The following is a 14,355-nucleotide window of genomic DNA, read 5'->3' as shown; positions in this document are numbered from 1 at the left end:
CCCGTTTCCATGACCACCCGCCAACAGTTCCCCCGTGCCCGTCGCCTGACCCCGATGACGATGCTGCGCATCGCCGGCCTGCTTGCCATCGCCGCACCGGCTTTCTCGCATGCCGCCACGGCGCACGTCTCGTGCCTCGACACCTTCGCCAACGGCGTGTGCGTCCATGGAAGCGCTGACACCGGTGCCGCGCCCATGCGCGTGATCGACCTGGCCGCCACGAAGCGCGACGTGAGCGTCCAGTACGGCGAGACCGTGCGCTTTGTTGCCGGCGACCGGTCCTTCATCTGGACCTTCAACGGCCTGGGTGGCCGCAACGTGTTGCTGAGCCGCATTGCGCCGGAAGGCTTCCAGACGCATGGCGTGGCGGTCGAAGTCGACGTCGACCCGAGCACGCAATCCTGATCGCCAGGGGGAGCAGGCCATGACCCGCTCAAGGCTGCGGGTGGCCCAGGTTGATTGATGTCCGACAGCGGCCTGGCCTTCGCCGGGCCGCTGCTGGTAATCATCGGCGTTGCGAGTAGGGTGACCGAAAAATCACCGTCAGGCGTCGACTCGTAAGCCATTGATTTGAAGGGGAGTGCGCGGCTCTGGGCGGTGAAATTCTGTCGCAACATCGCGACGCAAGATCGCCGCCCAACCTTACTAACCCAAGCAATAGCGGCGGCGTCAAGGTGGTAAATCTCTGGCCTTACGAACGCACGGAGTAACACGTAATGAGCGCCACACAGCCTCTGTTGGACTGCGTCGGCTGCCGCAAATTTCGAAAGGCAGGGCGCGCCGGACTGGCGATGCGTGACCGCGGCGCGGCTTGCGGCCTGCGGGACGCTGCCTAGGCGCCACGCGTCCACGCGCAGCCCTTTCAGGGCAGCGCTTCGGCTTAGCACACGCCGACTCCCGTTCGTCATGCTGCACGACGCAGTATCGGGACGCTGCTCAGGCGCACGACGCCGTGGCCCCAACTTGCATCGTCCCGTTCCTGTCGCCCCCCGCAGACGAATGTGCGTCTTCACCACGAAAGGCCTCACTTGCCTGCTATGGTTTGAGATAGCCACCGGGCGCTTCAGTCGCGGCTGGTGGACAAGAACGACAGGAAGAATGGGGGGCATTGATGCCAGAAGAACAGAACAGTTCTGGCGCTGTGAGCGTCGTCGCGGAAGACGTTCTCGAAACTTTCGAAAGGGTCGAACTGCAAGCGCTGCGCGGCCTGCAAGGCGAACCGGCTCTCACCGGCGACTCGATCGGGATAATGAACCCGGTGCGCGAGGCTGCAGCGCTGCGCAACCTTGACCGCATGAACACCGAGAAGGCGCTGGCGTACCAGTCGTTGAGTCGCGAGCCGGCTATTGCACGGGTCGTGGTCAGCGACAAATCGGGCCAGCTACGTACTTGGTACGTGTCCCGCACTTCGCCGCCGTCTGGGGTCGGCTCGCAGCTCATCTCCTACCGTTCGCCGATGGGCGCCTTAGCGTCGCGATCCGTCGGTGACTCCTTCGTCAGCCCTGGCGGCGAGGTGTTCGAGCTGCGCGAGCGTGCCTTGCTGCACCCGGTCAAGGATGCCGAATGGGACTCTCGAGACAACCTGTTCGAGAGCCACGATTTCAAGACTTGGACCGTACTCTCGCTGCGGGGGCTCCTGGCGCCTGCTGCCGGCCCCATCGAGGATATCCTCGCCGCGCTCCTGGCGGAGGAAGAGGCCGAAGAGAATCTTTTCGAGGGCCGGCGTCGTAGCGTCATCACCAAGATGGGTCTGCGCGACCAGCCAGTTCTGGATAAATTCCAGGATGAAATCTTCCGTCTGCCACTGTCCAGCCGATTACTGATCCTCGGTCCCCCAGGGACCGGTAAGACGACCACGTTGATTCGGCGCCTGGGACAGAAGCTAGACACGGCCGTGCTGGATGAGGGAGAGCAACGACTCGTGCAGCGCATGGACGAATCCAGCGACTTGCAGCATGCCCACAGCTGGCTGATGTTCACGCCGACGGAACTACTTCGCCAATACGTGAAGGAGGCATTCCAACGCGAAGGCATCCCCGCGCCCGAGCAGCGCATCAGCACCTGGGCCCAACAGCGTACCGACATCGCACGCAACCACTTCAACATCCTGCGCTCCGGCGCGGGCAGTGGCATCTTCGTGGAGAAAGCCACCGACGCGACATTGTCAGAGGCGGCGCGCGAGCGGCCTATTGATTGGTACGACGACTTCGATGCTTGGCAGACGAATGCCTGGCTCGCGTCGGTCCGACAGGCCGCCGAGGATTTGAAGTCAGACAACGACAAAGCCGTGGCCGCTCTGGCCAAACCGGCCCTCGATGCTCTGGCCGGCAAGGAAGCCAGCAACGTCGGTGACGCCGTAGTCGAACTGACCCAGTTCGGAGCGGCGCTGCAGACTCGACTGACGGAGATGCGGTCATTTACGAACGGGAAGCTCAGGGATGCGCTGACCCTGCAGGTGAACCGCAACCGCGGCTTCCTCGACGAGTTGGCACGCTTCATGGAAAGCCTGCAGGACACAGGAAGCGACACAGACGACGACGATGACGATGCGGCGGAGGACGAGGAAATCCCCGTGGAATCCAAGACGACCCGCAACGCCGCGATGCAGGCCTACGAAAGCAGTCTCCGCACGCTGGCGAGGTCGCGAGCGATGGGCAATTCCCTGAAGAAGGGCCGGCGCAGCAGTCGGATCGTGGAATGGCTGGGCGATCGAGGCCTGTCACCGATCGACCTGACCGCAGTTGGGCGCAGCCTCGTGCAGCAGTCCCGGATTCGTAGGCTGCTCAACCCGGCGCATTCCTTCATCAACGGCATTCCGCAGCGGTACCGCGGCTTCCGGCGTGCGCGCCAGGCCGAATCCAGCTGGTACCGGCCCGCCACGGGCTACCTGGTGACCGATCTGGACCTGTTGGAACTCGATGTCGTGCTCTTGGCGACGCTGCGCAACGCATCGAATCTGCTGGTCCGGGCCGCAGTGCAGCGCGACCTGAATAACAGGGAATGGGCCCCGCTGCGCACGATGAGGGCGCTGCTGCGGCACCAGGTCCTGGTCGATGAAGCGACGGACTTCTCACCCATCCAACTGGCCTGCATGGCTGCGCTCGCCAATCCGGCAGGGCCCTCGTTCTTCGCCTGCGGAGACTTCAACCAGCGCCTGACGCGCTGGGGCAGCCGCAGTCTCGAGGACATGCGCTGGGCCTGCCCAGACCTGCGGGACGAGGCGATCCGGATCTCCTACCGGCAAACCACCCAATTGAACGAACTGGCCAAGAGCATCGCTGCGCTCGACGCGGGCGACTCAGGCACGGTGTCCTTGCCCGACGGCATGGAGAACGAAGGCGTCGCCCCAGTTTTGGTGGAAGGGCTGACGAACCCTGTTGCAGTCGCCACGTGGCTGGCTGCACGCATCCGGGAGATCGAGGCCTTTAGCGACAAGCTGCCGACGATCGCCGTGCTCGTGATCGATGAGCAGGCGGTCGAGCCGCTCGCCAACGCGTTGAGCGAGCGGCTGCTCGACATCAACATCAAGGCCGTGGCCTCCAAGGACGGCAAGTTCATGGGCAACGAGAACGACGTGCGAGTCTTCGATATCCAGCACATCAAGGGCTTGGAGTTCGAGGCCGTCTTCTTCATCGGTGTGGACCGGCTCGCGGTGGCACAGCCCGGCCTGTTCGACAAGTACCTGTATGTCGGCACCACGCGTGCGGCCACCTATCTGGGCATGAGCTGCGACAGCGTCCTGCCGCCGACCATGGCGTCGCTGCGGCCGCAATTCGCGGAGCGCTGGTAGCGGGCAGGTGAGAGGAAGGAGCTGTCCCTCACGATTCTCCCTTCTCTGGTTCGTAGGTGAATGACTTATAAATCAACAACTTGTCGAGTTGGATCGGGTCCTTCGCGACGCGGACATGCGACACCATTGCAGAAGCGAAATCTGTTGCGGCAACAAACCCCTAGCCGATTGAAGGCGGAGCTCGGACGCGCCCGAGTCCCTGGCGAACGGGCAGCGTCGTCAGTTGACGGGCGCGCGCCCCGCATAGGCAGGATCGAGCCGATGTACTCGTCGAAGCAGGGCGTTTGTCGGTACGACGTCGCCGAACCTAATGACGCGACAAGACTGCGGCTCACTGGGGTGATGTAATCCTCAGCGTTCGTGTCCGTCGGATTTGCCATCGCAAGTCACGGTGGGGCTTCTCGACCCGTAGTCCTCACCTGCCACTCGCATGGCAAGTAGCTCAATCAGCGCAATGATGGAGCCGCCATGCCAGTCCTGCAGCGTCAGCTTTTGACTCCCGGCACCACTTTCTTGAACAGCGTGAAGGTCGGTGGAGGAGTCAAGTTCGTGCAGCCCTACTGTCTGGAGTTGAGGCTGCGTGGCGCAGCATCGCTGCAGGTGACGCTTCAGCCAGCGGTTGCGGGAGCGTCGTCCCATACGGTCAGACTGACCAGCAAGCGTCCGGGCTGGACAACGATCCATTTCCTGATCGGCCCTGGCGCGTTTACAGCGCATAGCGCAGACACCGGCTACGTGATCGAACTCAAGAACGCCAATCCAGGAGTGCCTGTGGTGATCGAGGAGGGGCAGCTCACGCATGGCGCCGTGCTGACGCCTCAGCAGCTGTTCGCGTCCAGCCTTTGCAACGATGCCATGACCACCGCGGAATGCCTGGGCGCGCTCAAGCGCGAGGTGGATGCAACCAAGACGTTCGCGGCCACCTTGCCGTACCTCATGGAATGGGAGTCGTTGCTCAAGAGGCGCTTCGCCAAGGGCTCGGAGGATTGGTCCGCAGGCTCCCGCGAAGAGTTCGATCAGGTGATGGTCGAAGCGGCCGACCAAGTGTTCGAACAAGTCAAGCAAGAGCTCGCGGAGTACTACGAGCTGGATGTCTTGGTCGACGGCCTTGAGGAGGCACTCAAGGAGTACTTGCCCAAAGTGGTTCGGGGGATGCTGGTGTGGATTGAGCGACTGGCAGTGGTCGGGAGTTTCTTCGAGGCGAGCGTACCGAGCATGACTGCAACGGATCATCAGCAGGCAGTGTTGTCGGGCGAGGTCGCGCTGGGCCTACCGTTGCGCCGGCGGCTGCAAGACCAAATGCCCTTGAGCCATGAGCGCCTGCTGGAGATATCCGCGAAGCCGTGGCCCGCCATCCTGCCTGCCCCCTGATTGTCCGCGGTCGATCGTTTTCGAACCATGACGTCTATCGGACGGTCGGCAAAGGTCATCCCAGGCTCAGCGATACAACTGCACGCCGCGCTCGCGCCCCTCAAGTGCGGCCAACGGCGGGGGGAGGGAAGATGCACAGCAAGGTGTACTACGCGCTCGAGTTGGCCAGGGCCACTACGGGCTACGACCCGACAACCAACAGGACGCAGATCCGCTGCTGGCGCCTTGCGGTCACCGGCCCATTCGAACTCATCGAGCACGGCGTCGAAGAGGCGCTGAAGGGCGAACTGGAGCGGGTGATCCAGGTGAGTGCAGAGACTGCACTCTGGGAGTCTTACTGCGTGGCAATGGCCACACCTGGCGAGGTATCGATGCGCGTCGCCGCCGCTTGGGAGGTGTTCTGGCAGCGCTTTCCAGTGTTACTTCGACAAAACGCACGAGATGCCGCAAGTGCCCTGATCGATGCCTTTTCCATCGGCGTGCTTGAGACGGTGGTCGAGGAAGAGGGTTTGGTGATCGTCGTCAAGACGCCCACCAATCCTACGGTGCAGCTCTACGAAAAGACTTACGACTGGATTGCCGATCGCATCGGTGGTGATGCGGGACGCGTGGTGCACATGTATGTTGATCTGCATCGTGGTTTCAGCCGAGCGATGGAAGTTGACATTGACATCCGGGCGCCGCGCTCGGTCAACGACGCAATGGTCGAGGTGGCCCGGCTCTCAAAGGCTCTGAAGGACATGCCGCAACGCATCGCGGATCTCGCCGATAAGGTCAAGTCTGTTCCTGACCGACTGGAGAGAGGCCTGTCCGCCGTGGTGCTGGAGGCGGGGCAGGTGACACAAGCGGTGGTGCAGCAACTCAAGGCTGCTGGCGTCCCCTTCGATTTTGCAGATGTCGGGGAAGAACGCCTCAAGAGGCTGCTCGCCGGCTCTCCGAAACTGGACTGGGCGCCGAATGACTTGGGCCAGCAACTGACGCAAATCGGCGCCAGGATGTACGAGGACGCCGCCCGCCAGATCCAGGCCGAGTCTCTGCGCGTGCTCAGTGGCATCGGGACACTGACGAGTCAGATCGCCGATGCAGCGCATCGTGGGGCTGTCGAGCTGGTCGCGCAAATGAGAGGCGAGGTCGACGCCTTGGCAAGGCGGCACAAAGAGCTTCGCGACGCCGTCGACAGGGTCTCCGGCGTGCTTCAGTCAGCGAACCTCGTGTTGCCGCCCGACATCACCAACAGCATGAACCAGGCCGGGCAAGGCGTGGAGACTGCCGTTACACAGGCGGCCAATGCGGTGCGGCACGCGGCGGAACAGGCGGACCTGATCGCCCGAGGCCTGCTCGACTCAGCAGGCAATGCGCTCGAGGAAGCGCGGAATTGGCTGGAAGACCGGCTTGGCCTCTAGCACGACCGGAGAGAATCGATATGACCACAGTCCTCGCAAGCGCCGTCGCCGCCAACGCGCTGTTGGGCATCACGGCAGAGTGGTACCGGCGTGAGCGGCAGTGGCGCCTACTGGCGGTGGACGCGAGTCAGGATCCACAAGCTGCACCATTGGCGCAACGTCTGCCTCAGCCCATGAGTGCGCCAAGCGGGACGCAGGCGACACCACTGCTGACCTTGCAGGCGCTTGCGCAAGCGGAGTTGCGCCGCGGTCTGTTGACCCGGTTGCAGCGTCTGCCGCCGTGCTCGATGGATCAATTGGGTTCCTCTGCTCCGGCGAAGGCCGGGCTGGGCGGCTTGCTGGAGGAGTCAACGCAGCAGCTCCGATCGCGCTTGGAACAAGCCGGTTATTCGACGCAGGATCAGGAAAGGGTGCGCGTCGTGTGGCTGGAGTGTGTGCAGACACGTCCCCCGGGGCCGTTGAACGGGTTGGTCGACAAGCTGGCCGGACCGTCCCTGTATCAACACCTTTGTCATTGGCTCTGGCCGACTGCCATTGCGCAGCGGGACAAAGGGTTTACGGCATCGGCGATGTGGCGCTGCCCTCCGCGCGAAGCGCTGCAGGAGGATGGCCGGATCGTGGCAGAACGGGTGCTGGAATGGGACAACTCGATCGCGGACGCACCGGACATTGAGACGGCCTGGTCACCCGCGTCCGCGCAGGGAGCTTTGGCGGAATGTCGTCGTCTGATCGGTGCGATGGAAGCAATGCGTACCGACTCGCGTTGGCTCATCGCTGGCGAAGCCTTGTGGGCCTTGAACGTTCCAGCCGGTGCTCTGGAACAACTCGGACTGGCCAGCGGGCGGCTGCTGCTCGGCGCCCCTCAGCAGTTGCCGTGGGATGTGCCGCGGTACCGGCTGGCAACGCATGCGAAGCGCCAAGCGGCAGGAGTTGGCTCGGAAAGCGAACCCGAACAGCCAGTCATCGCGGAGCCGCCTGCCGCGTTTGAAGCGGGCATGGATACGGCGGCCGACGCCTTGGCGCTGATCCGGGCCGATGGGCAGGCAGCGGTCGTCGACTACGCGCGCACTGCGCTCGATCACGTGGTAGACGCGTGCACGCAGGTGTACCAGTGTGCGATCAAGAGAACCGTCGGTCGGCTTGGCCCCACGCCGCTGCGCGATGAACAGACCGTCATCGATCGGTTGCAGCAGGCGATGGAGCGCAGCATCGAACGGATGGCCGAGCCCGCCAACTTCTTGGTGAATGCCGGCAGACGCGTGCAAGATCGGCGTCCAGAGCTCGAGGTCTGGGCCCGGTTGGCGCACCGTCGCTACGCGGTGGCGCGCAGGTTGCTCGAGGTGCAAGCGAGCTTCACGGAAGCAGACTGCCACAGATTGGGCTTGGAGGTTGTCCGTGACTGGGGAAATCTTGTGTGGCGCAGCAAGGTGGCCGGAACTCTTTTCCCTAGTGAAAACGATCCCGAGGCCGATGCTGGCGGTCCCGGGGCGGGTGAGGTCAATGTCGATCCGCTGCTTGAGGGCTACAAGGCGCAGGCGCCAACAGTGGCGATCAATGAAGTGCCGCTGGTCGAGACGTTGAATCTTCTAGGTGTGATGAGGCTTACAGCCCAACTCGACATCATCTACCAGGATCGGTGGGACGAAATGGACCTGCACAAGCGGCTCATGGAGCGTCAACCAAGCGTCGCCCAGAGTTGGCTGGAGCGCCGCAAGCAAGTTGTCGATCCACCCAAGGAAGTCGTCAATGGCAAGCTCGTCGTCAAGCTTTCGGAACTCAAACCGATGGTCTCCCTGAAGGAACTCAGTGCCATCAAGCCTGGGGCGGCAGGAGGAAAGCCCGCCATCGGTTCAGCGTTGTAGCCCGCAGCGCCCAGTCGTCCTTGACGCTGCCGGCGACGCGCACTTTCGAACACGGAAGACGATGAAAACGCCTCAATCAAGGCGGCTTGTAAGCGTCCGGCGATCCCAGCTTGACGGCAGAGCGAAGCGCTCAACTCGACGCCAAGTAAATTCTGGTACTCGTACGCGCCAGCTGCCCCGTCAAGGCCTCGTCGTACTCCGCCGCAATTTGCATCAGCTCTTCGATCCTGCGTATGGTCCCGGATCTCGAGGCCCTGCCGTGCAAAGGTGCCATCATCGTCTTGGCCTGCTTTAAGGATTCCATGATGTCACTCGGCGACTGGTGCATGAGCGCATCCCGCGAAGCCGTTCCCAACCGGTACGCTGGTGCAGTCGAATCTGTGCGCTACGCTCACGTCTCGCTGGCTGACGAGCAGCAAGGGATGTTTGTGGGTGTTCATCCGGCTGCTCTCCTGAGTGACTCGCGTTTGGCGATTTCCAGCCTCTCAAGTTGAGCCTGAGTGAACACCCGATACAACCAATTGAAGCTTCACACCTCGCCTGCGTGCAGGGCCACGAGCGGAGCTACTCGGCAATCGCCTCGAGTGCTTGGTCCATGCTGAAAATGTGGGGGGTCCCTTCTGCAGTCACCACAGCGAAGGCCTTTGTCGTCGCGTAGTTTCCGCCGGCGCGCTGGCGCTTGTCCAATTGAGTGGTCACATCAATGGCCAAGACGGCGGCATAGTTGGTCGCCGAGCAATAGCGTCGATAGATGTCAAGGACGTCCGCGCGAATGGGATCAGCCAAGAGTTCGCCCGGCTTGGTCGATTCTCTGATTTCGCTGAAATGAGCTTTGGCGGCTTTGATCGTGTCGAAAGTTGCGCCACTGCCGGTAGTGATTCGCTTGGCCACACCTATCTCCCTGCAATTCGTGGTCTTCAGCCACAAAGTTCCCTAGTAAGAACCACCGCTACCTCGTGTACGCCGGAGCGGGCGACCGTTCACGTGATTGCAGGGCGCATCATCTCGGCTCGCGACAGGTAGCTAATGCCCCCCTGAACCTGGGCCATCCGCTTTGTGTGAGGCGATCAACGTTGCCATGCGCCTAAAAAAAGTGACTCGCAAGAACAGAATCCGCAAGAAGAGTGGCAGGACTCGACGGGGCCTGTCGTAGTCAACCCGTCGAATGCATTCCAAGAGACGGAAAAGATCCTTTGATTCAAATGCGCCTGTCTGCTGATACACAAGGAGCAAGCGCATGGCACGATGAATCTCCCCTAACGCCACCGAACGGACTAGTCGATTGGCGGCCGTCTCACGCATTCCTGCGTCCACGGCAGTCGTCTTGAGGCGCTTCAACCTGGCTTCGCGCGCTTTGAATCCGGTGCCGCGCAGTGCCAGCTCCTCCAGCAACGCGATGATCTCTGGCCTAAGAGCTTCGACACCGGGGGCGTCGTAGTACATCAAACTCATTTGAGGCCCTTCGTCGGGGCGCTTGATTCGGCCCACGGGCAAGATTGGCGCGAAGGCACCAATCAGCATCGTGATCGCCAGCAATTGCTCCTCGGGCAGGTTCCAAATCGTCCCTGCGGTTGCCAAAACAGCAATCATGCAAAGCAAAAGTAGCCAGAACTCCGCAGTTCGGACGCGGATCAGATACGCATCGATCCAATCACGCATGACGAACTCCCCACATGCGACGGATGAAGCGCAGGACCAGACTGACGGACAGGACGACCGAAAGCGCCCCCTTGCCCAGCAGATCCACCAACTCGAAGAAGCGCTGCACGGGCTGGGGCAAGCCCGAGATCGAGATGAGGAAGTGCAGGGCGGCCATGACCGCGAGCACCAGCGCGAAGATGCAAGTGTCGTGCACGATCGCGATGACATCCTGCCGGAAGGCCGGACCGAACAGGACCTCGGGCTCTTCGCTGCTCATCGCTGCTCCATCGATTTGGTTGTCCTCAGCGATTGGAGGGGGAGCTAGGAACCGAAGCACCGGTGTTTTCCCGCACGCCGTCTCGGCACCGCCGGAGCACCGCAACCCGGCCACGCGGACGGGACGGGCTACGCCAGTAGGCGCGTTGCGACGTGGCCCGGTTCAGCCGGATGTTGAGGCAAGGCGCCATCCTTGTCTTGTCCGGGAGCGCTATGCACTCGATGGCGGGGTGCTGCCCTATTGGGGTGAAACCCAAGGACTGTTTGCGGTTCGCCTGGCTCCCATTGTGGCAGCAAGGCGCAGTGCGGGCGCTCGGGCTTGCCGAGTGCGCAAAGGATTTAGGCAACTCGGTGGTGGCAGAGGGCAGACTCAGAGGGGGAAATTCTTGTCGGGCAGCCAAGGCCCACGACGAGGCGCGATAAGGCTAAGGCGACGTCAATCTACATAATCACATAATGCACATTGTCAGTCTTATGGATGAAGCGACCGAGGTGGGTGCTACACCCATCAAGCGCTCTCGGCGACACTTCGGCCGTTGCCCGCCCCACAGTCAAGTCCGTGCCATCCACCATTGCGCCGAACCTCGTCCGTCACCGTCGAACGACCGCCAACACCCTCCGTGCCCTGGTCGCTGCCTCTGCCGCCGTCTTGCCTCTGCTTGCCTCCGCAGCAGAAAGCCAGGCCGCCGATGCCACGGCACCCAGTGCATCCAGTCCATCCCCAGGCTGCTCGGCCGCGGAAGCCAAGACCTCTTCGGACAGCAGGCGCCTGACCGACATGCTCAGCAACTGCGATGGCGAGCCTTGGACTGCCGCGTTGCTCCGGCTGTACCGGATGCCTGTGCCGCATGCGCCAGCGTGGCGCCTGGCCCCCGTCGTGCCTCGCGAGGCGTCGGAACAGGTCCGCTACGAGTTGGACGTCTTCTTCGACCATCAAGTGCCGTATCCCTCTGCGACCGTGTTCGAGAAGCTGGACGGCTTGCTGATGCGACTGAAGAGCACGCATTCGCTGCTCTCCATCCGGATCACCGGTTCAGTCGACCAGATCGAACGGCAGCAGAAGATCGCCAGCACCTTGGCGACCACCCGAGCCGCCCGTGTCCAGGACTATCTGCGCTCCGGCGCGGGCACGGAGTTCCCGATTGAACTCATCGTGGCCGAGCCCACCCATGGGGAGACGCCGGAAGGTCGAGCGCTCGACCGCGTGGCGCGCATCAGCGTCGTTGCGCTCCGGGCCAAGGATCCTGGAGCCCGCCAGTAGCGCCGCTCCTGGAGCCACTGGGGATCCGCAGTTCCCTCTGGCGGTCCGTCAGCGCTCCACGGCGATCCTCGCCTGCGTCTGCGACGCATCGAACACCATCCGCGCCGGCCAGTTCGGCCAGGCCGTGCCGAGGCTCGCGTTGTTCGGATTCCCCGTCGCCGCGAACGCGCCGATCGACGTCATCATCGCGTCCGACAGCTGCAGCCGTCCCGGCTCGTTCGCCTTGCTGAACGCGAACGACAGCGCGCTCCGCCCGAAGTTCCCGAACGCGAACGGCAGGTCCATCGCATGCGCCGCGCCGTAGACCGTGTCGAACGGCGCCGGTTCCTCATCCCAGTCAAACCGGTAGTACCAGGTCTGCGCCGGTTGCTGGAAGGACAAGGCGCTCATCGACTCGACGATCCCCTTGCCGAAGACCGCCACCGTCGCCAGCGACGAGATCGTGTTCCAGCCCGTGATCGGCTTGTCCACCGGCAGGAACAACGGACTGAGCAGGTCGCTCTCGCTCAAGGTCTGCGGTCCATCCGGATCGAAGCGGTACTGCATCGTGAACCGGTCGTATTCGTTCGGCTTGAACGGGCCGAACAGCTTGCCTTCGTCGCGCGTATTGCCGGCCAGCATGGGCACGCGGTTGTACCGGCCCAGCAGGATCGCGCCGATCGGGCTCTGCGGCAGCACCGTGCCGTCGGTGAAGACCGCCGGCGACTTGCCGGACAGTCCCGCCGTCTGCTCTGCCTGGATCAGTTGCTGCGTCGTCCGGGACCTCAGGAACGCCGCCACCTGCTGCCGTGTCTGGCCCAGCAGGTAGAGCTCCGCCGTGAAGTCGTTGAAGGCCTTGCCGTCGGCGATCAGCAGCGCATGCAGCAGGGCGCTTGCATACATCTTCGGCGTCAGTCCATCGGCCGCCTGCACGCCCCCGCTCATGGCCACTGCCTTGTGGAACAGCCCGCTCGCCAGCGGCGACACGAGCAAGGCCCAGATGTTCACCGAGCCCGCCGATTCGCCCATCAACGTGATGTTGCCGGGATCGCCGCCGAAGGCCGCGGCGTTGGCGCGCAGGTACTTCAACGCCTGGATGTGGTCCAGCGTCGCGAAGTTGCCGGAGTCCGCCCTCGCCTCACCGGTCTTGAGCTGCGACATGTCGAGCCAGCCGAACATGCCGAGCCGGTAGTTGATCGTGACGACCACCGCCTTGGCCTTGGCAGCCAACGCGCCGCCCAGGTAGATCGGATCCGACGAGTAGCCGCTGATGTTGCTGCCGCCGTGGATGAAGACGATCACCGGCAGGGGGCCGCTGTCGCCGGCCGGGCGCCAGACGTTGAGCGTCAGGCAGTCCTCCGATCCGACCAGCTTGCCGAAGCCGTCGCGCACCGACAGCCCGAAGGCCGCGTTGTCCGGCGCCGGACTGAAGAAGCGGCCCGTCTGCGCGCACGAAGGGCCGAAGGCCCTGGCGTCGCGCGTGTCGCGCCACGCGTCCGGATCGACCGGCGGCATCCATCGCAACGATCCCGTGGGCGGCTTCGCGTACGGCAGACCGAGCCAACGCAGCGTCCCGGTCTGCGGTTCCTCCGAGCCGAGCACCGGGCCTTGGGCCGTGACGCGACGAAGGCGCGCGTCGCGGCGATCCGCCTCGGCGCCCTCGCCCGCCACCTGCGACGACGCGCTCGTGATCCGAGCCCCGTCCTCGGGACCATCGCCGTTACCGCCGCCGCAAGCGGCGAGCAGCGCCGCGCCAAGCACCACACAGGCCAGAGCCTGCCATCGGGAACGAAGCATCGTTGTCTCCTGTTGTCGTCGTGGGAAGCAAACGTCCGGACGGCGGCCGAAGGCCGCAGCCCTACGCGATGGGAACGCTCTCGCCGCTGCGTCGGTCGGCACCGGCACCAGCACCGGATGCGGCCGCGAGCTGCTGGTCGACCTGCACGCTGCCGGCCGCCGGGATGCTGTCGCCGGTCCGCTCGCTGATGGCGTCCCAGTCCGACTGCACGCGCTGGCCCGCGTCGGGCGCGGCGCCGATGTAGCGTCCCGCCGTCAGCGACACGTAGGCGCGCGCGTAATGGCCGGCGCCGGCGCACAGGATCGCGCGCGTCGGCGCGTCCTCGCCGACCAGCGCCAGCAGCGCTGGACTCACGGCTTCGGGCACGAGCGCACGCTTGGCCTCGGGCGTCAGCAGGCTGTCGGTCATGCCGGTGGCCGCCGTCGGCGCCAGGCAGTTGACGCGGATGTCGTACTTCGCGCCTTCCAGCGCCAAGGTCTGCATCAGCCCGACCACCGCCATCTTGGCCGCGCCGTAATTGGCCTGGCCGAAGTTGCCGTACAGCCCCGACGAGGAACTCGTCATCACGATCCGCCCGTAGTTCTGCCGCCGCATCAGCTCCCACACGGCCTTGCTGCAGATCACCGAACCCATCAGGTGCACATCCAGCACCAGGCGGAATTCGTCCAGGCTCATCTTCGCGAAGCTCTTGTCGCGCAGGATGCCGGCGTTGTTGACGAGGATGTCCACCCTACCCCAGCGCCGACGTGTGTCCTCGACGACGGCCTGCACCTGCGCCTCGTCGGTCACCGAGGCCTGGTGCGCCACCGCCTCGCCGCCGGTGCGCACGATCTCGTCGGCCACCGCCGCGGCGCTCTCGCCCAGATCGACCAGCACCACGCGCGCGCCCTGCCGGGCCAGGTATTTCGCATGCGCCCGGCCCAGGCCCGCGCCCGCGCCGGTGACGATGGCCACGCGGCCCTGCAGCGCCGCCG

General features: G+C 63.9%; 11 protein-coding genes. 6 read left to right on the top strand and 5 right to left on the bottom strand.

Annotated elements, in window-relative coordinates:
* Positions 1-9: 9 nt before the first annotated feature.
* The 5 genes from VF536_RS24750 (at position 10) to VF536_RS24730 (ending at position 8,426) form a co-directional block, all read left to right on the top strand.
* On the top strand, positions 10-405 hold the full coding sequence (locus VF536_RS24750) for a CzcE family metal-binding protein (protein WP_331617603.1): 396 nt from the start codon (positions 10-12) through the stop codon (positions 403-405).
* A gap of 706 nt (positions 406-1,111) precedes the next feature.
* Entirely contained in the window at positions 1,112-3,790 is a 2,679-nt protein-coding gene (locus VF536_RS24745; RefSeq protein ID WP_331617602.1) for an ATP-binding domain-containing protein, read from the top strand.
* A 468-nt stretch (positions 3,791-4,258) separates the two neighbouring features.
* Positions 4,259-5,161 (top strand): hypothetical protein, encoded by a 903-nt coding sequence (locus VF536_RS24740; RefSeq protein ID WP_331617601.1) that lies wholly within the window; start codon positions 4,259-4,261, stop codon positions 5,159-5,161.
* 131 nt (positions 5,162-5,292) lie between these two features.
* Positions 5,293-6,564 carry a hypothetical protein gene (locus VF536_RS24735; RefSeq protein ID WP_331617600.1) on the top strand — a complete coding sequence of 424 codons (1,272 nt, stop codon included), beginning with the start codon at positions 5,293-5,295 and terminating at the stop codon, positions 6,562-6,564.
* A gap of 20 nt (positions 6,565-6,584) precedes the next feature.
* A complete protein-coding gene (locus VF536_RS24730; protein WP_331617599.1) occupies positions 6,585-8,426 on the top strand; it encodes a hypothetical protein in 1,842 nt (613 codons plus the stop codon).
* A gap of 564 nt (positions 8,427-8,990) precedes the next feature.
* On the opposite strand, the gene VF536_RS24725 is transcribed toward VF536_RS24730, so the two are convergent.
* From VF536_RS24725 to VF536_RS24715, 3 genes are all read right to left on the bottom strand, one after another.
* A complete protein-coding gene (locus VF536_RS24725) occupies positions 8,991-9,317 on the bottom strand; it encodes a hypothetical protein (protein ID WP_331617598.1) in 327 nt (108 codons plus the stop codon).
* A 132-nt stretch (positions 9,318-9,449) separates the two neighbouring features.
* Complete coding sequence (locus VF536_RS24720; protein ID WP_331617597.1) at positions 9,450-10,085, bottom strand: hypothetical protein; 636 nt, start codon at positions 10,083-10,085, stop codon at positions 9,450-9,452.
* Entirely contained in the window at positions 10,078-10,344 is a 267-nt protein-coding gene (locus tag VF536_RS24715) for a hypothetical protein (protein WP_331617595.1), read from the bottom strand. The genes VF536_RS24720 and VF536_RS24715 overlap by 8 nt, the downstream gene beginning before the upstream one ends.
* Before the next feature lie 777 nt (positions 10,345-11,121).
* Between VF536_RS24715 and VF536_RS24710 the strand changes: the two genes are divergently transcribed.
* On the top strand, positions 11,122-11,604 hold the full coding sequence (locus VF536_RS24710) for a hypothetical protein (RefSeq protein ID WP_331617594.1): 483 nt from the start codon (positions 11,122-11,124) through the stop codon (positions 11,602-11,604).
* Between the two features lie 48 nt (positions 11,605-11,652).
* Here VF536_RS24710 and VF536_RS24705 read toward each other — a convergent pair whose 3' ends face one another.
* Together VF536_RS24705 and VF536_RS24700 are read right to left on the bottom strand one after the other, a co-directional pair.
* A complete protein-coding gene (locus VF536_RS24705; protein WP_331617593.1) occupies positions 11,653-13,380 on the bottom strand; it encodes a carboxylesterase/lipase family protein in 1,728 nt (575 codons plus the stop codon).
* Between the two features lie 61 nt (positions 13,381-13,441).
* Entirely contained in the window at positions 13,442-14,347 is a 906-nt protein-coding gene (locus tag VF536_RS24700; RefSeq protein ID WP_331617635.1) for an SDR family NAD(P)-dependent oxidoreductase, read from the bottom strand.
* Positions 14,348-14,355 lie beyond the last annotated feature (8 nt).

Source organism: Roseateles sp. (assembly GCF_036486225.1).
Lineage (GTDB): Bacteria > Pseudomonadota > Gammaproteobacteria > Burkholderiales > Burkholderiaceae_C > Roseateles.
This window is presented reverse-complemented; position numbering and strand designations above follow the sequence as displayed.

Bases quoted from the DNA above. Each gene is read 5' to 3' on its own strand.
- VF536_RS24740 (WP_331617601.1), top strand. From the start codon at position 4,259: ATGCCAGTCCTGCAGCGTCAGCTTTTGACTCCCGGCACCACTTTCTTG.
- VF536_RS24705 (WP_331617593.1), bottom strand. From the start codon at position 13,380: ATGCTTCGTTCCCGATGGCAGGCTCTGGCCTGTGTGGTGCTTGGCGCG.
- VF536_RS24720 (WP_331617597.1), bottom strand. From the start codon at position 10,085: ATGCGTGATTGGATCGATGCGTATCTGATCCGCGTCCGAACTGCGGAG.
- VF536_RS24735 (WP_331617600.1), top strand. From the start codon at position 5,293: ATGCACAGCAAGGTGTACTACGCGCTCGAGTTGGCCAGGGCCACTACG.
- VF536_RS24730 (WP_331617599.1), top strand. From the start codon at position 6,585: ATGACCACAGTCCTCGCAAGCGCCGTCGCCGCCAACGCGCTGTTGGGC.
- VF536_RS24715 (WP_331617595.1), bottom strand. From the start codon at position 10,344: ATGAGCAGCGAAGAGCCCGAGGTCCTGTTCGGTCCGGCCTTCCGGCAG.
- VF536_RS24750 (WP_331617603.1), top strand. From the start codon at position 10: ATGACCACCCGCCAACAGTTCCCCCGTGCCCGTCGCCTGACCCCGATG.
- VF536_RS24745 (WP_331617602.1), top strand. From the start codon at position 1,112: ATGCCAGAAGAACAGAACAGTTCTGGCGCTGTGAGCGTCGTCGCGGAA.
- VF536_RS24710 (WP_331617594.1), top strand. From the start codon at position 11,122: ATGCTCAGCAACTGCGATGGCGAGCCTTGGACTGCCGCGTTGCTCCGG.